Below are 19,554 nucleotides of genomic sequence, written 5' to 3'. Positions count from 1 at the left end.
TCATGGCCAGGATCACCGTTCTCGGCGAGTGCATGGTCGAGCTGTCTCCGGAGACCGCCGACGGCGCCGCGCCGCTCTATCGCATGGGCTTCGCCGGCGACACCTTCAACACCGCGATCTACATGGCGCGCCTGGGCGATGAGGTCGCCTATTGTACGGCATTGGGCCAGGGCGATCCGTTCAGCGAGGGCGTGCTCGCGACCATGCGCCGCGAGACGATCGACACCCGCCTCGTGCGGCAGGTCGAGAACCGCCTTCCAGGGCTCTACGCCATTGTCCTGGACGACCAAGGCGAGCGGAAGTTCCACTACTGGCGCGAGCGCGCCCCGATCCGCGACCTGTTCTCGGCCCACACCGCCGACCAGCTGATCGAGGCGGCCAAGGCCAGCGATCTCGTCTACCTCTCGGGTGTCACCCTGGCGGTGATCGGTGACATAGGCCGGGCGCGGCTGAAGGACATCCTGACCTATGTTCATTCGCACGGCGTAGCCGTGGCTCTCGACTTCAACTACCGGCCCGCGCTTTGGCCCAGCGCCGAGGCGGCGCGCGCCGCGTTGGACGGGGTGGTTCCTGCGTGCCGCTACATCTCGCTGAGCAGCGAGGACAGCCGCCCGCTTTATGGTCGCGAGGCCGAGGAGCTTGCTGCCGACTGGGCCACGGCGGGTGTGGAAGTGGTGGCCCGCGACGAGAGCCACGCGGTCAATGTCCATCGTCCCGAGGGACAGACAACGACGCCCGCGCCGCAGCGCGTCCAGGCCATCGACACCACCGGGGCGGGGGACAGTTTCAACGCCGCCTATCTGTCCTCGCGCCTGGCGGGGCTGTCGATCGCTGATTCGGTGCAGCGTGGCCACGCCCTCGCCGCGACGGTGGTTCGGTGCAAGGGCGCGATCGTTCCCGAACACTCAATGCCCGTCTGGTCACGGGAATAGAGAAGGTTGAGTCTAAATTTATCAAAGGCTTAGTTTCTTGAGCTGTGCGGAAATAGGAATATCTTCCTCTCTTCAGGAAAATAAACCTATAGTGGCGCTGTCCGACCTGCTCGCGGTCGGGAGGAGAGAGCGCCATGCTGGTTCATGCCCTTGAGGATATCTGGGTCATTACGCCCGATCCCCGACGCGACCGCCTGATGGCGGGTTTCGTCACCCAACTCGTTTCCCTGGCCACTGGAATTCCCGCCGCCGAGATCAACACGGCCCGCCGGACCACCAATGCCGCCGTCCGCGCGCGGCACTTGGCCATCTACCTGACCCACATCACCTTCCACTGGCCGCTTCACCGGGTGGCCTACGCGTTCGGTCGTGACCGCACCACTTGCGGACACGCGTGTCGCAAGATCGAGGACCTTCGCGAAAACGCCGACTTCGACCGTCGCCTGGCCGAACTGGAGGCATGCCTTCGACAAGCCCCGGCCCATGCGGAGGCCCTGCCGCTATGACAATGACGTTCGATCAAGAACTGGAAGCGCGCCGTCAGGCCGAGCGCGCCATGCGCCTCCTGGCCCGTCCCGGAGCAGTGGTCGAGGCGCAGGGCGATGGCTATGGCGTCAGGCTGGGCGCCAATCGTCGTCGCAGGCCGATGCTGATACTGGACGAGGCCAGCTTTCAGGCCTTGGCCCGCGAGGCGAGGTTGAAGCCTCGCCCGCAAGGCGGCTGGACCATGATCGCCCGGCCCGAGCCGATCTTGCCGCCGCCGGGCCGTCCCGGGGTGATCGAAGGGGAGGTCCTGCTGCCCGAGGCGTCAAAGCCCGTCCGGCGCAATCTCGGCGAGTCGCCGATCGCCTGGCTAGCGCGCCGCCGTGATCGCGACGGGCAGCCCTGGCTGACGCCGGTCGAGGCGGCGGCCGGCGAGCGACTGCGCGAAGAGTTCGAACGGCTCGGAACCCAGGGACGCCTGACCATGCGCTGGGACTCATCCCGCGTGGATGGCGGTCAACCCGGCCTGGCGCCGGTCGAACGGGACCACGCCGCCCGTCAGCGGATCGCCCGCGCCCTGGCGGAAGTCGGCCCGGGGCTTCGCGAAATCCTGGAGCGGGTCTGCCTGATGGGCTCGGCCCTGGAGGCCGCCGAGTCCGCGCTGAAACTGCCGCGCCGGACGGGCAAGACGGTCCTGAAACTCGCCCTGCAGCGCCTGGCGCGGCATTATCGGATGGTCTAGCGGTCGCCCCTGGCGACCGCGATCAGGCGGGGGCAGGCCTCCCAGTTTCACCCGTTCGCGGCGAAGGCGCTCGCCAGCGGCGCTCCCGAAAGGGGCTCGCCATCGGTCTTGTCCTTCAATTCGCTCATCAAGAGCGTGGCGTACTTGGCTCGGGCGCCGCCATGGGGATTACCAGCGACCGGGGCCATCATCTCGCACGCCGCCTCATACTCCTTGGCCTGGATGAATAGCCGCGCGGCGGTCATGCGGATCATGGAGGCCTGCGGAGCGATTTCTGCGGCGCGACTGATCACATTGAGGGTGTTCTCGGACGGAACGGAGTCGAACGATTTGGTTTGGGCGTAGCCGAACAAGGCCATGTAGTCGTTGGGATCGATCTTGTGGATGCGGCCGAGATAGCTCGTCGCGTCGGCGTAGATCGCCTGGACCTGATCTCGGCTGGCCTTCTCGCGGATTGCTTGGCGCGCCGTCGACAGGCGGCTGGCCGCCAGGATCTGCAAGGTCTCCAGGTCTTGGGGGCGTTCGGCCAGCAGGCTCCTCAGCATCTCTTCGCATGCCTTGCGGTCGCCCAGATCGCATTCGGCGCGCGCCAGGACGCGCCGACTATAGAATTCGGCGGGCCGCTTGGCGGTGACCTTGCGCATCTTGGCCAGAAAGTCGGGGCCCTTGGCCTGAGGAATATCGAGCTTGAGTTGCTGAACCTCCAGGATCAGGTCATCCGCGCCCGCAGGCATGCGAGAGAATGTGATTTTGGGCGGCGGAGGCGGCGCGCGTTTTAGCTCCAGCCCCGATAGATTATTCATGTAAGCCAGGAGGGTCTTTTCGAGCGTCTTTTCGTCCTGACCGTAGACGGCCTTCCATGCCGCCATCGGATGAGAGCCGGCGCGCACAGCGTCCAGATAGTCGGAAATTCTCGCGCGTCGGTCCCTATCGCTCCAGACGTAGTGGGTGAGCAGCCAAGACTGAGCGTAGAAAACGCCGCGATCGCCTTCGGGGACTTGATGTGGGCTTTTCGACAGCAGGTCGGCTACGGGGACCCATTTCGTGTTCAATAGGGCGTATCCCCGCCCGCGGTTGAAGTCGCCGATCAGCACCTTGTCGGGCTGAAGGTCGACCGTCATGAAATACTCGGCCAGCCCCTCCTGAAGCCAGCCAGGGTAGCCCGCGGGGAAGTACTGGGCGACGAAGTGGTGGGTGTACTCATGCAGCACCACGTCATCGCCGTTGTTGCGGTCATAGCGACCGTCATCGGCCCTGATGGCGACGACGAAGATGTCCTCCAACGGGGTCAGATATATGCCTCGGATCTCTTCCGGCGCATCCGGAAGCACGCGCCGCATCTCCTGAGTGTTCGATACGAGATAGAAGGGCAGCTTGCGGGGCGTTTCCGCATCGGTCTTGCCGTGAAGCAGCCTCAGGACCCCATCGAAGTCCTCAAGCATTGCGACGTAGCGGCGGATCAGGTTGTCGCTTTGGTTAGAGTAGACAACGAAGTGGTCGCTTTCCGCGCGCTTCCAAAAGCCAGTCTGGTCAGCCGGCGCGTTGGTCTGGCTTGCGCCGCGTTCAGGCGCGCCCTCCTGCGCCGAACATGTCGTCCAGACGCCGAGAGCGGCGACGACAGCGACCAGAGCCGCTCTTTGATGCAACAAAACCGACGCCCCTCTCGACCTTCAATCTCTCGCTGAGGTTGCCGCCGTCGCGATTACAAGGCAAGCGCCGCTCGAGGGCTCCAGATTCCTTTAGGCGCGTCCGGAAGCAAATGGGCGGGTCCTCTCGAACCCGCCCCAGCTTGGGCTCCGAGGCCTCTAGTGCTTCAGCGCATGCTTGATGTCGCGCATCTGGTCGTGGCCGGATTTGACCGAGGTCCAGGCGCGTTCGATCACTACGCGGGTCTGGGGATCGACGTCGGCGTCTTGAAGGGCCTTTTCGTACTTGGCCTTGATGTGGTCCTCGCCGGCCTCGACCTCTTTGACCACGGCCTCGTCGCCCTTGGTCAGGGCATCCTTCAGGTTCAGAAAGGCGCGGTGGGCGGCGGCCAGGATGGTGCCGTCGTCCTTGGGATCGCCGCCCAGGCGGCGGACTTCGTCTTGCAGTTCCGAAGCGACCGAGCGGCGCTCTTGGGCGCGGCGTTCGAACAGCGCCTTGTAGCTGCTGTTGTCGGCGTCCTTGGCGGCTTCGGCATAGCCGTCGGCGCTGTCGATCGTGGTCTCGACCAGGCCGTTGACGAGCTTGATGTGGTCTTCGTTGGTGTGCATGGCGCGGCTCCTCGTGTGGGAAGGGGAGCCTTGTCAACGCGGGGCGGCCGTGAACGGTTCAGCCCGACTTTGCCGGCAATTTCGCGCCGACGTGGTCGACGCCCAGGGCCTCGCAATGCAGGGTTTGGCGTTGACGCTCGGCGGCGCGGGCCTTTTGCTCTTCGGTGCGTTGGTTATGGCAGGCTGGGCAGGAGACGCCCTCGACATAGAGAGACGAGGCCTGGTCCTCGGGGCTGACCGGCATGCGGCAGCCCCGGCAAAGCACGTGGGTTCCGGGCGTCAGGCCGTGGCCGACCGCCACGCGCTCGTCGAACACGAAGCACTCGCCGCGCCAAAGGCTCTCGGGCTCTGGCACCTGCTCCAGATAGTCGAGAATGCCGCCCTTCAGGTGGAAGACTTGCTCGATGCCCTCGGATTTCAGGAAGGCGGTCGACTTCTCGCAGCGGATGCCGCCGGTGCAGTACATGGCGACCTTCAGCGGTGGGGCGTCGGGGCCGCGCGCGGCCTCCAGGCCCTCGCGATACTGACGGAACCAGGCGGGGAATTCCGAGAAACTGGCGGTTCGGGGATCGACCGCGCGCTCGAAATGGCCAACCGCGACCTCATAGTCGTTGCGGGTGTCAATCACCACGACGTCGGGATCGCTGATCAGCGCGTTCCAGTCGGCGGGCGCGACATAGGTTCCAGGATCGGTCGGGTCGAGATCGGGTTCGCCCAGGGTGACGATCTCTTTCTTCAGCCGCACCTTCATCCGGTAGAACGGCATGCGTTCTGCCCAGGCCGTCTTGGGCGTCAGATCAGCGCAGCCGGGCAGGGCGCGGATGTGGGCCAGCACCGCCTCAATGGCGGCGTCCTCGCCCGCGATGGTGCCGTTGATCCCCTCGCGCGCTAGCAGAAGCGTGCCCTTGACGCCCAGGCCGCAGCAGAGGGCGGCCAGCGGCCCTTGGATCGCGGCCGGGTCCTCGAACCGCGTGAAGCGATAGAGCGCGGCGACGCGATACCTAGCCAAGGTTTGCAAGCGCCTCCTGGGCGTCGCGCTGGATGCGGGCGACCATGGACTTCAGCCCATTGGAGCGCTGGGACGACAAAGCTTCGGACAGGCCCAGGCGATCGAGGGCCGCCTTGGCGTCGAAGGCGGCGATGTCGGCGGGGGCGCGGCCGGAATAGAGGCGCAGCATGATGGCCACCAGACCGCTGACGATATGGGCGTCGCTGTCGCCACGGAACGTCAGCGTCCCGTCGGCTTGCGGTTCGGTGACCAGCCACACCTGGCTGGCGCAGCCGCGCACCTTGTTGTCCTCGGAGCGCTCGGCGTCGGTGAGGGGAGCCAGGTCCTTGCCGAGCTCGATCACATAGCGATAGCGCTCTTCCCAGTCGCCGAGCAGTTCGAACTCGTCGGCCAGTTCGTCGAGGGCGGCGTCGATCGGGTTGGTCATGGGCGGGCGTTTAGGCGCCTTCGCCGCTCCAAGGCAAGCACAGCGTGGCGATCAGCCCGCTTGCAGGATCAGCCGAGCCAGGAAGCCGGCGCCCAGGCTCGACGACAGCTTCAGTCGTCCGCCCATGGCGCGCGCCAGCAGGTCGACGATCGGCAGGCCCAGGCCCACGCCTTCATTGGCGCGGGTCAGCGGCGAGCCGCCTTGCTCGAACGGCTGCAGCAGGCGCGGCAATTCAGCGCTGTCCACGCCCGGGCCCTGGTCGCGGATGGTCACCTCGACCTCGGCGCCGATCCGGCCTGCGGCGACATGCACCACCCCGCCGGCCGGCGAGTGGGTCACGGCGTTCTGCAGCAGATTCGACAGCATGGTGCGCAGACCCCGACTGTCGGCGATAACCAGCGGTAGGGCGCCCTGGCCGATGATGTGGATGATGACCTCGCGGCGGGCGATCTCGGGGCGCAGGCCCTCGATCACGTCCTCCAAAGCCTCGTCGAGGCTCTCGGGCGTCATCTTGATGTCGGTGACGTGGCCTTCCAGGCGCGCGATCTCGACGATCTGATTGACCAGCTTCAGCAGCTTCACGCCGCTTTCGTGGACGATTTGAGCGTACTCGCGGTACTGCGGCGCGCCGAGCGGGCCGTACAGCTCATGCGAAAGGATCTCCGAAAAGCCGATAACGGCGTTCAGAGGGGTCCGCAGCTCATGGCTGACCATACGCAGGAAGGAACGCTTACGATCGTCGAGCGCCGCGCGGCGACGCTCCTCCGCCGCCGTCCGACGCTCGGTCGGAACAGCGTCGTCGAAGGGTACGATAAGCGATGCGTCCAGGGACGCCGGTTCTGGCATTATGAACTCCCGGACCTTCTGTCCGCACCAATCAAAGCCGGACCATGACGCATGGCGCTTACGATTCCGTTTCCGTCCACAACGAAGTCCGCCATTAACCTCGCTTAACGATTGTGTGCGCTTGGACGGAACCCGCCGCTCGCGTTAGGCTTCATAAAACGGCGACTCCCGCCGTAGTCGAAACCGGCCGGCCTTGGAACTCGAAGCGCGACCAGACTCGATCAGGCGTCCCGCCCCGCAGGCGGGATTCGATCCCGCGCTTGCCTGGCGCCTGGGGTGGCTGGGGGCTGTGTGCCTCGCCGCCGCTGCGGCGCTGTTCATCATCGACGCCCGAGCGTGGCCAATCTGGAGCGCTCTGGCCGCTGGTGCGATTCCCGCCTTGGCCGCCTTGATCGTCACGCGCGGCGGCGAGCGGACGGAATCCTTGCTTTTGGTGCTTTGGGCCGTGGGCGGAGCCTCGGCCGCAGCCCTGACCGGCGGTGTGTCCGGCGCCATGGCGGCCTGGTGTCTCGCCCCCGTCGCCGCCGCGTCAACCATGAGTCGCTCCAAGCGCCTCGCTGAAGGGGCCGCCTTGGCTCTGATCGGTGGCTGTGTGGCCGCTCTGATTCAGCTTTCGGGCCTCGCGCCGGCGGCCCCGAGCGGACCCTTGGCTTTCTTGCTGGGTTTCCTGGCCTTGGTCACCACGGGACTCGGCCTTGCCGCTGGTCTGTTGATTGGCCGCCGCCGTCAGGACATGCGCGAAGACCGCGACGCCTTGGAGATCGGCTGGCTTGAGACCCTGCTCGATGGCTTGCCCTATCTGGCGATCGCCGTGCGCGGTCATGAACAGGTGACCACCGTGCGGGGGGCGGCTCCCCTGGGCTTGTCCACAGAGCTGCTGATGACGCGCGGGCTCGCCGAAGCCGCGGCGCCGACGGATCGCGCGCGTTTGGCTGCGGCCATCGCTCAGGCTCACCGGGACGGCGCGGCCAGTCTGGATTTCAAGCCGGCGCTCGGGCTTGAACGCCTGGTGGCCCTGGACCTGCAGCGTGTGGCGCCCAACCAGCTTGTCGGCGTTCTACGCGACGTGACGGCCGAGCGGGATCGCGCTGCCGCCCTGGAACAGGCCCGCGCGGACGCCGAGGGGCTGGCCGCTGGCCGCGCCCGCTTCCTGGCCAACATGAGTCACGAGCTGCGCACGCCGTTGAACGCCATCATGGGCTTCTCGGACATCATGCGCGCGCGGATGTTCGGCCCCTTGAGCGACCGCTACGCTGAATACGCCGAGCTGATCCACGAGAGCGGCGGCCATCTCCTGGACCTGATCAACGACGTGCTGGACATGTCCAAGATCGAGGCCGAGCGGTTCGAGTTGCAGCGCGGGTCTTCGACGCGCGCGAGGCGGTCCAGGCCGCCATGCGCTTGCTGCGCGTGCAGTCCGACACCGCCGGCGTCCAGCTGCGAGGCGTCCTGCCGCAAGGCGAGATGGAGGTCGACGCCGATCGTCGCGCGCTAAAGCAGATCGTGCTGAACTTGGTCTCGAATGCTCTGAAGTTCACCCCGCGCGGCGGCCAGGTGACCGTGACGCTGGACGGTTATGACGGGGTTCTGGAGATTGTCGTGGCCGACACCGGCGTCGGCATCAGTCCTGAGGATCTCGAGCGCCTGGGACGGCCCTACGAGCAGGCCGGTGGCGCCGAACAGCGGGCCCGGGGCACGGGCCTTGGCCTGTCGCTAGTCCGGGCCTTCGCCAAGCTGCATGGCGGCGAGATGGCCATTGAGAGCCGCCTGGGCGCGGGCACGACCGTTTCGGTGCGGCTGCCGTGCTGCTGGCCATGCTGCCCGCCGCCAAGCCGCCGGCGCCAGAAGCGTTGATCGAGGAAGAGCCGCTTCCTCCCACGAGCTTGGGTGACAACGTGATCGCCTTCGCGCCACGTTGATCCAGAGCGTCAGGGTTTAGTTCAAAAAAGCCCGCCCCGCGCGAAATCGCCACCTCGATATAGGCCTTGCGGGTCTGTTCGTCGCCACGGCCGGCGAAGGCGAACTCGATGGTCACCGCCTCGCGCGGATCCAGCTGCGACATGGCCTCTGCCGCGGCGATGGGGAACCGGAAGGCCAGTCCTGTCTTGGCGCCTGTCGGCAGCAGGGTTGGCGGCGCCTCTTCGCGCGTTTCTGCGTTGAACACGAGGCTGGCGTTGCGCGCGACCTTGCCGCCCAGGGCGCGGCCCACGGGTGTCGATATAGGGGCAAGCGTGCGTCTGGTGTCGCGCAGGATCAACCGCGCTGCGTACGGGCGCTGACCGTTTTCGAAGGTTGCGACGGCGGTGAGCGCCTTGTTGCGCCCCGCCAGGCCGAACATGAGCCGGTCGCCCCCAAAGGCCGACATCTGCGATAGTCGCCAGAACGGAATGGTCGCGGAAGAGGCGCGATCCGCCTTCCACGACGCCACGTCTCCTCGATAGGTCATGGTCTGCATCTGGGCATAGCCTTCGAAGGCGGCTTTGACCCGCGAGGCCGCCAAGGTCATGTCCTTGGAGTCGCATGCCGTGGCGCTGGCCTTGGCGCGGGCCCTCTGCTCGAGAGCGGCGACCTGAAGCTCGCTGACACCCGAGCGCAGGGCCGCGCCACGGGCCTGGGCGCGGGCGGCGTTCAGCGCCGCCCCAATCTGGGGCGAGAACAGGCCGCAGCGTGCGTTCGCCGCGGTCATCAGCGTACGCTCATAGAGCTGGTCGGCGGCTCCGGCGGCTAGCAGCACCGAGGGCGCGGCCAGCGTCGCCGCGAGCACGACCGCCGCCATGCCCTGGCGTGCGCGACCTTTCTGATGCTCTGCGGACGTCATTGGCCTATGGATGAGACATTCGAAGGACGGGTTCTAGGCCCCTCCGGGTTGCGGTTCGGTTAGCATGCTTCTTTCGACAGACATCTGGGTTGGGGCCTTGATCCGGCGCGCGGAGCTCGGCGGGGCCTTCGCCGCCGTGGCCCGCAAGGGCGATGCGCGCGCCGGCGCGGTGCTGGTCAAGGCGGTAGACCGCCGGGCCGGAACCGCGCGCCTCTACAGCGAGGCTATGCGGGGCGACGGAGAGCGCTTTTGGATGCAGCCGGTTCGCTCCGTGTTCGAACCTGATCTGGACGCCTATGTCGAGCGCGCCGCGCGGATTGATCCCGATATCTGGCTTGTGGAGATCGAGGATCGCGAGGGGCGGCATTTCCTGACCGAGCCCGTCGAGCCTGACCGGGCGTAGAGGTCAACGTTCTCATTTCGGAAGCGGGACGCGTGGTGGGAGGGGCGTGGCGCCTGTCGTTAACCCTGATCCTAAACCGGACTGAAAGCCCGGATCGGGTATGTGTTGGGCTCATAGCCGCCCAGCACGTGAAGCCCATGCTTTTCCTGATGAACGACGTCATTCTCAGCTTCGACCCGAGCGAACTGGCGCCGCCCGTGACGCGCGAACGCTTTGCCAAGCTGTCGCTGAACAGCGTGCTGGACCTGGGTAAGGAACTGTTTTCGGAAGAGCCGCTTTTGCAGCGCAAGGATGTCGAACGCGCCCAGCGTTTGGCCGCTTTGATGATCGCCAAGGCGCCGGATATCAACGCCGCGCTGTTCATCGCGCCAGCGCGTGGCTGCGCGGTCGAGGATGTACAGGCTCGCTACGTCCAGCTCAGCGTCGAGGTCATGGGCGCGTTGCTGCATCGGCAGAACGCCGGGGCCCTCACCAACGCTGAAGCTGACCGTCAGGTCTGGCAGCGCTTGGCCGCCTAGAGCTGAACGAAGTTCATCAGCCAGCTGATCGTGATGGCTAGGCCGACAAGGCCAGCGATCGTGACGCCGAAGCAAAGCGCGCTACGGGCAGGATGTTGCCGGCCAGTGGAGCGGTAATGGTCGAGCAAGGCCATCGTTCGATTTCCTCCAAAAACCCGACGATCTTGAGCCGTCGTTGGTATTTCGCCGAGCATGACTCCAAACTCACTCTTCGAATAGAGGGATTTTGAACGTCTGGTGAGCACTCGCCAGGACATGGTGACGCGGCCAGGGCGGTTAAAGCTCTTTCTGGTTGAGCCGCTCAATCCTTGGTTCAAGTCTCCGCGAACGCCATTCGGAGCCTTCACGGAACCAACATGGCCTTGTCGCCCACCTGACAAGACACGCCGCTACGCCGCGCTCAGTTGAATAGTGCAGGTGTACGATGAAGCTTATGACGACAGCCGCCTGGGGTGTGATCGCCCTGGTCCTGGCCACCCCAGCCCAAGCCCAGCAGGCGGCTTCCAGCGGAGAGGCGGCGCAGGTGGACACGTTGGTCGTCACCGGCACCCGCCGCGTCGACCGCACGGCCTTCGAGTCTGCCGCGCCGGTGGATGTCGTCAGCCAGGAGGCGCTGAAGAGCGTCGTCTCCGACGAGATTATGGACAAGCTGGCGGCCACGACGCCGTCGTTCAACGTTCAGCGCTTGCCGGCCGCCGATGGCCAAGCCTTCGTGCGCCCCGCCACCCTGCGCGGCCTGTCTCCCGACCAGACCCTGGTGCTGGTCAATGGCAAGCGCCGCCATCGCTCGGCGGTGCTGGGTGGGCGCGGTCAGCAGGGCGTAGACCTCGCCGCTCTGGGGACCAGCGGCATCGAGCGAATCGAGGTGCTGCGCGACGGCGCCTCGGCTCAGTACGGTTCGGACGCCATCGCCGGGGTCATCAACATCATCCTCAGCGACAAGACCGGATTTGAAGGTTACGCGCAGACGGGGCGCTACTTCGCCGGCGATGGCGACAAGACCGAGATCGGCGCGCGCTATGGCATGGCGATCGGCAACGGCGGCAGCATCGTCGCGGCGCTCGACTACACCAACGCCGAAGCCACTTCGCGCACCCGTCAGCGGCCCGACGCGATCGCCTTCCAGGCGGCCAATCCTAGCATCAAGGTGCCGAACCCCGTCCAGCGCTGGGGCCAGCCCGATCGCGAAGTCTGGCGCGGCTCGCTGAATCTGGTGCTGCCGATCGGAGACGCCGCAGAAGCTTATGGCTTCGCGACCTATAGCGATCTGCAGGGCGTCACCGACTTCAACTGGCGCAACCCCTCGACCGACAGCTCGTACCGCACCAGCACGGTGTTCCCGGGCTGGTCGCTGAGCCAGATCTATCCGGCGGGTTTCTCGCCGAAATTCGGCCAGGACGAGACGAACGCCTCGCTCAACGGCGGCCTGCGCGGCGACGCCAAGGGCTGGTCCTGGGGCGTCTCGGCAGGTTGGGGCCGCGACAAGGTCGACTACTTCCTGAACAACAGCATCAACGCCTCATTCGGCCCGCAGTCGCCGACCCGCTTCGACGCCGGTTCGCTGATTCAGGAAGAGGCGACACTGAACCTCGACGCCTCGCGGCCAATGGAGTGGTCGTTCCTGGCCAAGCCCGCCAACCTCGCAATGGGCGTTGAGGCCCGGAAAGAAACCTACAAGATCGAGGCGGGCGATCGCTATTCGTGGGACGTCGGTCCTGGCGCCTCAGCGGGCCTGCCCAGCGGCTCGAACGGTTTCCCGGGCTACGCGCCCAGTCAGGCCGGGTCGTGGGACCAGACCAGCTACGCCGCCTATGCCGATCTTGACCTGCCGATCACAGACAAGTTCAACGCCGACATCGCCGTGCGTCACGAGGATTTCTCGGAGTTCGGCCAGACCACCGACGGCAAGATCGCCGCGCGCTACGAGTTCACGCCGAACTTCGCCATTCGTGGCGCGGTCTCGACCGGTTTCCGGGCCCCGACCGCCGGCCAGATCAATAACACCCGCACCTCGCAAGGCCTGAACACCACGACCTTGCTGCTGTTCACCTCGGGCCGGCTCTCGCCGATCAACCCGATCTCGGTGGCCCTGGGCGGCAAGCCGCTGGAGCCGGAAGAGTCCAAGAACCTGTCGCTGGGCGCAGTGTTCCGCCAGGGCGGCTTCACGGCGTCGGTCGACTACTACCGCATCGAGGTCGACAATCGGTTCGCCGTCTCGCCGAACTTCACGGTCACGCCGGCGCTGCGCGCTCAGCTGGTGGCCGCCGGGGTCCCCGGCGCCGACAGCCTGACGACGGTCAGCTACTTCACCAACTCCTTCGACACCCGGACGCAAGGCGTCGACGTGGTCGGCTCCTGGCGCGGCCAGGTTTGGGGCGCGCGCGCGGGCGTCACCGCAGCCTGGAACTGGAACGACACCAAGGTCACGCGCTCCAAGCTGACCGAGGTCTCGCGCCTGGCCCGTATCAACTTGGAAGATGGCCTGCCGCAGAACGCCGCCAACGTGTCGTTCGACTACGCCAAGGGGCGCTTTAGCGGCCTGATCCGCGCCCGCTGGTCGGGCGAGTGGACCGACGCTCAAGCCAACGGGACCGCCGATCTGATCCAGACCTTCGGCGGCCGCACTCTGGTCGACCTATCCATGAGCGCTCAGCTGACCGATGCGCTCAAGCTGACGGTCGGCGCTGAGAACCTGTTCGACACCTATCCGGACGAGGCGACCTTCCAGGTCTCGCGCGGCCTGATCTACTCGCGCAACGCCCCCTACGATACCGATGGCGGTCTTTGGTACGCGCGGCTGTCGGCCAAGTTCTAGGAGGTCGTCGCGCGCGGAGAGGTTGTGCCGTGGCGTGATCTCATGTCAGATCACGTCGCGGCTTGAGTGATCGGGGAGTGGCGTGATGCGTCGATGGATGTCGCGACGGATGTTCGTGACCAGCGCCGCCGTCGCGCCCTTCGCGGTCTCCGTTGGCCGCGCCGCTCCGCTTGAAGGCGGAGCGTGGCTGCACACCCAGACGCGATCCTTTTCGCTGTACGGTCGCATAGGCGAGCGTACGCTCACCCAGATGGCGCGGGATCTCGAGGATTTCGACGGCCTGCTCCGGATGTTGCACGGCGTTGACGCGCAGACAGCCAGGCCACTGCCGATCTACTTCGTCCCGCGCGACACCGATCTTCGCCGCGTGAGGCCGAGCCTTTCAAAGGACATCAGCGGCCTTTACAGCGCGTCGATCGGCGATGTCTTCGCGGTGATGAGCGTGGAAGGCGGGGAAGAGCGTGGCCGCCGGGTGCTGTTTCACGAGTACACGCACCATTTCATGATGCAGAACGCGCCCGCCGCCTATCCGTCGTGGCTGGTCGAGGGCTACGCCGAGTACTTCTCGACTGCTCGGTTCAAGCCTGATGCGGTCGAGCTGGGCGTTACCAGTCCCCGTATCGCATGGCTGAGGGGGGCGGTCTGGACGCCGTTCGAAGATATCCTTGGGCGTCGAGCGCTGTGGGGCGATCGCTCCGACATCACGGCCTTCTACGCCCAGTCCTGGCTGCTTACCCACTACATGATGTCCGATCCCGAGCGGCTGGCGCGCCTGACACGCTACGCCGAGGCGGTCGCGGGGGGCGGGGATCCAGTGGCCCTTATGCCCGAGGCCGCCGGCGCGCCGCTGGACAAGCTCGACCGGGTGCTCCGTCGTTACATGGAGGCCTTGCCTGGCCGACGCATGGCGCGCCCGCCCTCGACGGCGACGTCCCCGACGGTCGCGCGCTTGCATGGGTCTGCGGACGTCCTGCTGCTAGAGAACCAGCGGCTTAAGATGGGCGTGCCGCCGGAAGAGCGCCCGGAGGTTCTGGCCATGATCCGCGAACGGGCCGCGCGCTATCCGGGGGACCGGCTCGCGGATCTGACTCTGGCGCGGGCCGAGAACGACTTCGGCGACCGCGCCAAGGCTCAGGCGATCCTGAAGCGGCGGGTCGATATAGACCCTCGCGACGTCGAAGCGCTGCAGATTCTGGGGTGGTCTTGCATGCGGCAAGCGGCCGCCGAGCCGGCCCAGGCGCAGCGCCTGCTGAGCGAGGCCCGCGACTGGTTCGGCAAGGGCTTCGCCGTCGATCGCGACAATCCGCTGCTGCTGTTCGACTACGGGATCAGCCGGCGAGGAGAGCCAGGCTATCCGAGCGACAACATCGTCAACGTGCTGTTGCGGGCCCAGGCGCTGGCGCCCCAGGTGGCGCCGTTCCGGCTGGCCGCCGCGGACGCGCTGATGCGACGGGGCCGCTTCGACGAGGCGGCGGCCATGGTGCAGCCGGTATTCAATGACCCGCACGCCGGCCCTGAACGGGCCGAGGCCAAGCGTCGGTTCGAAGAGGCTCTCGCGCGTCGACGGCCCGCCGAAGCGTCCTCGGAAGGTGACAAAAAGGGCTGAGGAGGCTAGTCCCCGCCCATGAGCACTTCCCCCGCCGCTGAAGCCGCCCGTCGGCGCACCTTCGCCATCATCAGTCACCCCGACGCCGGCAAGACGACCCTGACGGAAAACCTGCTGCTGGCTGGCGGGGCGATCCGGGCCGCCGGCGCCGTGCGGGCGCGCGGTCAGACGCGGCGCACCCAGTCGGACTGGATGAAGATCGAGCGCGAGCGCGGCATCTCTGTCAGCGCCTCGGTCATGACGTTCGACCACGACGGCCTGATGTTCAACCTCTTGGACACCCCGGGCCACGAAGACTTCTCGGAAGACACCTACCGCACGCTGACGGCCGCCGACGCGGCGATCATGGTGCTGGACGCCGCCAAGGGCATCGAGCCCCAGACCCTGAAGCTGTTCGAGGTCTGCCGCCTGCGCGACATCCCGATCATCACCTTCATCAACAAGATGGACCGTGAGGCCCAGGATCCGTTCGAACTGCTCGACGAGGTCTCGTCCAAACTGGCGCTCGATCCGGCGCCGCTTTACTGGCCGGCGGGTTCGGGCGGCCGGTTCAAGGGCATGCTGGACCTGCGGAACGACAAGTTCATTCCCTACGCCAAGAAGAGCTCGACCGACGACGAGGGACACCCCGACCCGATCGCCTTCAAGGGCAATGCGGTGGTCCAATACCTGGACCCCGAAGAGAAGGCCGAGCTGGAAGACAACGCCATGCTGGTCACCGAGGCCGGCAAGCCGTTCGACGTCCAGTCGTTCCTTGAGGGGCACATGACGCCGGTGTTCTTCGGCTCGGCCCTGCGCCATTTCGGCGTTTCGGAGCTGCTGGCCGGCATCGGCGCCTACGCCCCGCCGCCCAAGCCGGCCGCCGCCACCAAGAGCGGCGCTGAGACCCACGTCGCGCCGGGCGACGCCGAGGTGTCGGGCTTTGTCTTCAAGGTCCAGGCAAACATGGACCCCAACCACCGCGACCGGATCGCCTTCCTGCGCCTGACCAGCGGCCGCTTCACGCGCGGCATGAAGCTGAAGGCCCAGAACACCGGCAAGGCGATGAGCGTCAACGCGCCGATCATGTTCTTCGCGTCCGACCGCGAGTTGGCCGAGGACGCCTTCGCCGGCGACGTGATCGGTATCCCGAACCACGGCGTGCTGCGGGTGGGCGACAGCCTGTCCGAAACCGGGACGCTGCGCTTTGCCGGCCTGCCCAACTTCGCCCCGGAAATCCTGCGCCGCGTGCGCGTGAAGGACCCGCTGAAGGCCAAGCACCTGAAGAAGGCGCTGGAAGGCCTGGCCGAGGAAGGCGTCACCCAGCTGTTCCGCCCGATGATCGGCAGCGACTTCATCGTCGGCGCCGTCGGCCAGCTGCAGTTCGAGGTCATGGCCGACCGCCTGGCCAACGAATACCAACTGGACGTGATCTTCGAGGCCAGCCCTTACGCCGAGGCCCGCTGGCTGGGCGGCGACCGCGCCGATGTCGAGGACTTCGTGAACAAGCACAAGTCGGCCATGGGCCAGGACATCGACGAGCAGCCGGTGTTTCTGGGCAAGTCGTCCTGGGAAATCGGCTATGTCGCCGAGCGCTATCCGAAGGTGCGCTTCGAGCGGACCAAGGAACGGGCCTAGGCGAGGGGCGGCCTGGCGTCAGCCGAAGCTGACCTCAGGCCGACAACGCCCCAACCGCGTGAGGCGCTTCCAGGGCCTCCCGAACAGCGGGCTGGCGAGCGCGGCTGACGGGCAGGGGCGCGCCCTCGCTCAGATGCAGCCGCCAGCGGTCGCCATCGCGTTCTAGCCGTTGGACGTGGGCCAGGTTGGCGATCACCGACCTGTGGACGCGCAGAAAGTTCGCCGGCAGTTGGGTCGTCAGCCCGTCCAGACGCGCCGCGTGCAGCAGGCTGCGACCGCCGACCAGCCGCAGCTCGACATAGTCGTCGGCCCCCACCACAGCCAGAATCTCGGCGAGCGGCGCCAGCTCGACGCCCCGGGCCGAGGCCACGGTCAGCCGATCGGGAAGGCTGACGGCGCGGGTCAGAGCGGCTTCGCGGCCACGGTCGTCGCGACCCAGCCGCACCACCTCGACCATCAGCAGCGGCAGCACCAGGCTGGCGGCGAGCAGGAAATAGGAGAAGTCGGCCAGCCATTCGGGAAAGCCGAGGGCCAGGGCGAGAAACAGCGCCAGATAAGCCAGGGCGGGCCGGGCGCCGGGGAGGCGCAGGCGCACGCCCGCGACAGCCGATGGCACGGCGAGCGTCACGCCCAGGATCAGCGCCCAGACCGTCTTGTTGTCGAAGCCTGGCAGCAGGACCGTGGCGCCGACGCAGCCCAGCGCCAGACCGATCATCAGGCCGCGCGCCTTGGGCAGGAACCGGCTGGTGACATAGGCGACCAGCAGGATCGCGAAGGCGGCCGCCAGCGCCCAAATGGCGCTCATCCGCCAGGCGTGGAGGGGGTAGGGATAGTTGAACAGCGGCCGTAGGCTCTCGACGATTGCCTGTAAGGTGGCGACACCGGCCATGCCGGCCATGGCGAGGCTTGAGCCGGTCCGTCGCAGGGCGTGAATGACGCCGAACCCAAACGTCGCCGCCAGCAGGGCGCCGGTCGCCACGAAGGTCACCGCCATCAGCGCGGTGCGCTGCGGATAGGGATAGGGCAAGACGACGATGGCGGTCATCGGGCCGGCGAAGCGCAGGCCGCCATGGAACGACGACAGCCGCAGAACCAGAGTGTTCCCGTAGGGACGCCAGACGGTCTCGCGGATCGGAAAGATCGCTTGATAGCGTCCTGGGACCTCATCGCGCGCCGACGCTCCCGGGACGCCATTGCCACCCAGGCGCTGGCCGTTGAGCCAGGCTTCGGACGAGGCGACGCCCGCGACATAAAGGGCGCTCGGCTGGGTGTCGCTTGGGGAAGGGATCGTTGAGCGGATCCAGAGCTCGCGGCCCTGGGGATCGACGAAGTCTCCAAGGGGGCGGCAGTCGCTCAACACCGGTCCGGAGGGGCCGATCGCTCCATGGCACGCCTCCCACGTCATATCCTGGGCCCGCGCCAGGGTCGCAAGGCTCGTCAACAGAAGGGAGAGAAGCAGGGTTCGCCACATGACGTCACCTTAGAGCGCCGTTCGCCGAGACGCGCCACCGTTCACCGATCGCAGGGCGCTGTTGACCGAAGCCTTGTGGCGAGCGGTCCGCCGATCGGCTCAGCTATCGCCATGACCCATGCATCGCTCAATCGCCGCGCCCTGCTCGCCGCTGGCCTCGCCCTTCCTGGTTTCGCCGTCTCTGGATTGGCGCTGGCCCAGACCGCCGCGCCGTCTCCGTCGCAGCCCGGTCTCTTCCGCTTCAAGGGCTGGAAGGGCCAGGACACCGACGCCGAACGCGGCTTCTTCGAAGTCCCGGAAGATCGTCGCGATCCTAAGTCCCGGAAGATCCGGCTGAGCTATGTGCGGTTCGCCTCGACGGCGGCCAAGCCGGGCCCGCCGATCGTCTATCTGTCCGGCGGACCGGGCGGCGTGGCGACGCGAGCGGCCGCCGGCCCGCGGTTTCCGATCTTCATGGCCCTGCGCGACGTGGCCGACGTCATCGTCTTCGAGCAGCGCGGCACGGGCCTGTCCAACCATATCCCCGACCGGCCGCTGTCGGCGCGGCCCTTGCCCGAATTCACGGAGGCCGGGCTGACCGCCTATTTCCGTGAGGACTTCAAGAGCGCCTGGGCCGACTGGACTAAGGCCGGCGTGGCCATGACCGGCTACAACACCGAACAGAACGCCGACGACATCGACGACCTGCGGCGTCACCTGGGGGCGGAGCAGGTTTCTCTGTGGGGCATCAGCTACGGCACGCACCTGGCGCTGACCATGCTCAAGCGGCATGGCGCGCGGGTCAGCCGCGTGGCCCTGGCCAGCCTTGAAGGGCTGGATCAGACGGTGAAGCGCCCAGCGGCGGTTGACGCCCTTTTGCAGCACGTCGACGGTCTCTTGGCCGCCGATCCCGCCGTGCGGGCGGCGATCCCCGACCTGCCGGCCCTGATGCGGCGCGTGCATGCCAAGATGGAGGCGGCGCCGGTCAAGATGCCCGCCACGCTGAACGGCGCGCCGGTCGAGCTGAAGATCGGCGGCTTCGCCATCCAGCTGATGACCGGCGGGCTGATCGCTAATCCGCAGACCCTGGTCATGCTGCCAGGCCTTTATCTGGCGCTGGACGCGGGCCGCTACGAGGTTCTGGCGCCGTTCATGGGCGAATTCGCCAACATTCCCGGCATCGCCGGCATGCCCGAGGCCACGGACCTGGCGTCGGGCATCTCTCCCGGCCGGCTGGCCCTGGTGCGGCGCGAGGCCAAGACCGCCGTGCTGGGCGAGGCGCTGAACTTCCCGATGCCGCAGCTGCTGGGCGTGGTTCCGGAAGCCGACCTGGGCGAGGCCTTCCGAGCGTCGTTCCGCATCGACCATCCGGCCCTGCTGATCGCCGGCACACTGGACGGCCGCACGCCGGTGTCCGAGCAGGACGAGGTGGCGGCCCAGTTCACCCGCAAGGCCCGGGTGACTGTCGAGAACGCTGGCCACAACGTCTTTGAGGCCCACCCGGACGTGCAGGGATTGCTGGTGCGGTTCTTCCGCGGCGAGGCCGTGGTCGACACCCGGCTGAGCCTGCCGCCGCCGACGTTCAAGGTGGCGTGATTGGGAGGCTGGCGACGCGCTACGAGCGGCATCCTAA

At 66.9% G+C, this 19,554-nt stretch carries 16 protein-coding genes and 1 pseudogene; 10 read left to right on the top strand and 7 right to left on the bottom strand.

Annotation, left to right across the window (positions count from 1 at the left end; translation table 11 throughout):
- Nucleotides 1–2: 2 nt before the first annotated feature.
- From CSW59_RS19245 to CSW59_RS19235, 3 genes are all read left to right on the top strand, one after another.
- Entirely contained in the window at nucleotides 3–932 is a 930-nt protein-coding gene (locus tag CSW59_RS19245) for a sugar kinase (protein WP_099445588.1), read from the top strand.
- Nucleotides 933–1,066: 134 nt separating this feature from the next.
- Nucleotides 1,067–1,438: a helix-turn-helix domain-containing protein gene (locus CSW59_RS19240; protein WP_099445587.1), complete on the top strand. Its 372-nt coding sequence runs from the start codon at nucleotides 1,067–1,069 to the stop codon at nucleotides 1,436–1,438.
- Nucleotides 1,435–2,157 carry a DUF6456 domain-containing protein gene (locus tag CSW59_RS19235; RefSeq protein ID WP_201722864.1) on the top strand — a complete coding sequence of 241 codons (723 nt, stop codon included), beginning with the start codon at nucleotides 1,435–1,437 and terminating at the stop codon, nucleotides 2,155–2,157. The genes CSW59_RS19240 and CSW59_RS19235 overlap by 4 nt, the downstream gene beginning before the upstream one ends.
- A 47-nt stretch (nucleotides 2,158–2,204) precedes the next feature.
- Here the strand turns inward: CSW59_RS19235 and CSW59_RS19230 are convergent, their stop codons facing one another.
- The 5 genes from CSW59_RS19230 to CSW59_RS19210 form a co-directional block, all read right to left on the bottom strand.
- A complete protein-coding gene (locus tag CSW59_RS19230; RefSeq protein WP_143755021.1) occupies nucleotides 2,205–3,803 on the bottom strand; it encodes a hypothetical protein in 1,599 nt (532 codons plus the stop codon).
- Between the two features lie 159 nt (nucleotides 3,804–3,962).
- Entirely contained in the window at nucleotides 3,963–4,412 is a 450-nt protein-coding gene (locus CSW59_RS19225) for a PA2169 family four-helix-bundle protein (RefSeq protein ID WP_099445585.1), read from the bottom strand.
- Between the two features lie 58 nt (nucleotides 4,413–4,470).
- The gene (locus CSW59_RS19220; RefSeq protein ID WP_099445584.1) at nucleotides 4,471–5,421 is read right to left on the bottom strand and encodes a rhodanese-related sulfurtransferase; all 951 of its coding nucleotides are present in this window, start codon (nucleotides 5,419–5,421) and stop codon (nucleotides 4,471–4,473) included.
- Nucleotides 5,414–5,848 (bottom strand): SufE family protein, encoded by a 435-nt coding sequence (locus CSW59_RS19215; RefSeq protein ID WP_099445583.1) that lies wholly within the window; start codon nucleotides 5,846–5,848, stop codon nucleotides 5,414–5,416. Before CSW59_RS19215 ends, CSW59_RS19220 begins: the two co-directional genes overlap by 8 nt.
- Before the next feature lie 51 nt (nucleotides 5,849–5,899).
- Entirely contained in the window at nucleotides 5,900–6,694 is a 795-nt protein-coding gene (locus CSW59_RS19210; protein ID WP_099445582.1) for a sensor histidine kinase KdpD, read from the bottom strand.
- 193 nt (nucleotides 6,695–6,887) lie between these two features.
- Here CSW59_RS19210 and CSW59_RS19205 point away from each other — a divergent pair.
- The 3 genes and pseudogenes from CSW59_RS19205 to CSW59_RS19190 all read left to right on the top strand — a co-directional run bounded on the left by CSW59_RS19205 (nucleotide 6,888) and on the right by CSW59_RS19190 (nucleotide 10,433).
- Nucleotides 6,888–8,613 (top strand): annotated as a pseudogene (locus CSW59_RS19205) (sensor histidine kinase).
- Between the two features lie 963 nt (nucleotides 8,614–9,576).
- Nucleotides 9,577–9,915: a DUF1491 family protein gene (locus tag CSW59_RS19195; RefSeq protein ID WP_099445581.1), complete on the top strand. Its 339-nt coding sequence runs from the start codon at nucleotides 9,577–9,579 to the stop codon at nucleotides 9,913–9,915.
- A 137-nt stretch (nucleotides 9,916–10,052) separates the two neighbouring features.
- On the top strand, nucleotides 10,053–10,433 hold the full coding sequence (locus CSW59_RS19190) for a hypothetical protein (protein WP_099445580.1): 381 nt from the start codon (nucleotides 10,053–10,055) through the stop codon (nucleotides 10,431–10,433).
- Here CSW59_RS19190 and CSW59_RS21020 read toward each other — a convergent pair.
- The gene (locus CSW59_RS21020; RefSeq protein WP_201722863.1) at nucleotides 10,430–10,567 is read right to left on the bottom strand and encodes a hypothetical protein; all 138 of its coding nucleotides are present in this window, start codon (nucleotides 10,565–10,567) and stop codon (nucleotides 10,430–10,432) included. The genes CSW59_RS19190 and CSW59_RS21020 overlap by 4 nt on opposite strands.
- Before the next feature lie 290 nt (nucleotides 10,568–10,857).
- Between CSW59_RS21020 and CSW59_RS19185 the strand changes: the two genes are divergently transcribed.
- The 3 genes from CSW59_RS19185 to CSW59_RS19175 all read left to right on the top strand — a co-directional run bounded on the left by CSW59_RS19185 (nucleotide 10,858) and on the right by CSW59_RS19175 (nucleotide 16,471).
- A complete protein-coding gene (locus CSW59_RS19185) occupies nucleotides 10,858–13,248 on the top strand; it encodes a TonB-dependent siderophore receptor (RefSeq protein ID WP_099445579.1) in 2,391 nt (796 codons plus the stop codon).
- Nucleotides 13,249–13,333: 85 nt separating this feature from the next.
- The gene (locus CSW59_RS19180; protein WP_143755020.1) at nucleotides 13,334–14,854 is read left to right on the top strand and encodes a hypothetical protein; all 1,521 of its coding nucleotides are present in this window, start codon (nucleotides 13,334–13,336) and stop codon (nucleotides 14,852–14,854) included.
- Nucleotides 14,855–14,872: 18 nt separating this feature from the next.
- Nucleotides 14,873–16,471 carry a peptide chain release factor 3 gene (locus CSW59_RS19175; protein ID WP_099445577.1) on the top strand — a complete coding sequence of 533 codons (1,599 nt, stop codon included), beginning with the start codon at nucleotides 14,873–14,875 and terminating at the stop codon, nucleotides 16,469–16,471.
- A 34-nt stretch (nucleotides 16,472–16,505) separates the two neighbouring features.
- On the opposite strand, the gene CSW59_RS19170 is transcribed toward CSW59_RS19175, so the two are convergent.
- A complete protein-coding gene (locus CSW59_RS19170; RefSeq protein WP_236632286.1) occupies nucleotides 16,506–17,831 on the bottom strand; it encodes a LytTR family DNA-binding domain-containing protein in 1,326 nt (441 codons plus the stop codon).
- Nucleotides 17,832–18,053: 222 nt separating this feature from the next.
- Between CSW59_RS19170 and CSW59_RS19165 the strand changes: the two genes are divergently transcribed.
- Complete coding sequence (locus CSW59_RS19165) at nucleotides 18,054–19,517, top strand: alpha/beta hydrolase (RefSeq protein WP_099445794.1); 1,464 nt, start codon at nucleotides 18,054–18,056, stop codon at nucleotides 19,515–19,517.
- Nucleotides 19,518–19,554 lie beyond the last annotated feature (37 nt).

The sequence above is a fragment of the Caulobacter sp. BP25 genome (assembly GCF_002737755.1).
Lineage (GTDB): Bacteria > Pseudomonadota > Alphaproteobacteria > Caulobacterales > Caulobacteraceae > Caulobacter.
Note: the sequence above shows the minus strand (reverse complement) of the source record. Positions and strands in the feature narration are given on the sequence as shown.

What these genes read in the sequence shown, in the direction of transcription:
- CSW59_RS19245 (WP_099445588.1), top strand. Translation starts at nt 3, where the DNA reads ATGGCCAGGATCACCGTTCTCGGCGAGTGCATGGTCGAGCTGTCTCCG.
- CSW59_RS19240 (WP_099445587.1), top strand. Translation starts at nt 1,067, where the DNA reads ATGCTGGTTCATGCCCTTGAGGATATCTGGGTCATTACGCCCGATCCC.
- CSW59_RS19235 (WP_201722864.1), top strand. Translation starts at nt 1,435, where the DNA reads ATGACAATGACGTTCGATCAAGAACTGGAAGCGCGCCGTCAGGCCGAG.
- CSW59_RS19225 (WP_099445585.1), bottom strand. Translation starts at nt 4,412, where the DNA reads ATGCACACCAACGAAGACCACATCAAGCTCGTCAACGGCCTGGTCGAG.
- CSW59_RS19215 (WP_099445583.1), bottom strand. Translation starts at nt 5,848, where the DNA reads ATGACCAACCCGATCGACGCCGCCCTCGACGAACTGGCCGACGAGTTC.
- CSW59_RS19210 (WP_099445582.1), bottom strand. Translation starts at nt 6,694, where the DNA reads ATGCCAGAACCGGCGTCCCTGGACGCATCGCTTATCGTACCCTTCGAC.
- CSW59_RS19195 (WP_099445581.1), top strand. Translation starts at nt 9,577, where the DNA reads ATGCTTCTTTCGACAGACATCTGGGTTGGGGCCTTGATCCGGCGCGCG.
- CSW59_RS19190 (WP_099445580.1), top strand. Translation starts at nt 10,053, where the DNA reads ATGCTTTTCCTGATGAACGACGTCATTCTCAGCTTCGACCCGAGCGAA.
- CSW59_RS21020 (WP_201722863.1), bottom strand. Translation starts at nt 10,567, where the DNA reads ATGGCCTTGCTCGACCATTACCGCTCCACTGGCCGGCAACATCCTGCC.
- CSW59_RS19185 (WP_099445579.1), top strand. Translation starts at nt 10,858, where the DNA reads ATGAAGCTTATGACGACAGCCGCCTGGGGTGTGATCGCCCTGGTCCTG.
- CSW59_RS19180 (WP_143755020.1), top strand. Translation starts at nt 13,334, where the DNA reads ATGCGTCGATGGATGTCGCGACGGATGTTCGTGACCAGCGCCGCCGTC.
- CSW59_RS19175 (WP_099445577.1), top strand. Translation starts at nt 14,873, where the DNA reads ATGAGCACTTCCCCCGCCGCTGAAGCCGCCCGTCGGCGCACCTTCGCC.
- CSW59_RS19165 (WP_099445794.1), top strand. Translation starts at nt 18,054, where the DNA reads ATGACCCATGCATCGCTCAATCGCCGCGCCCTGCTCGCCGCTGGCCTC.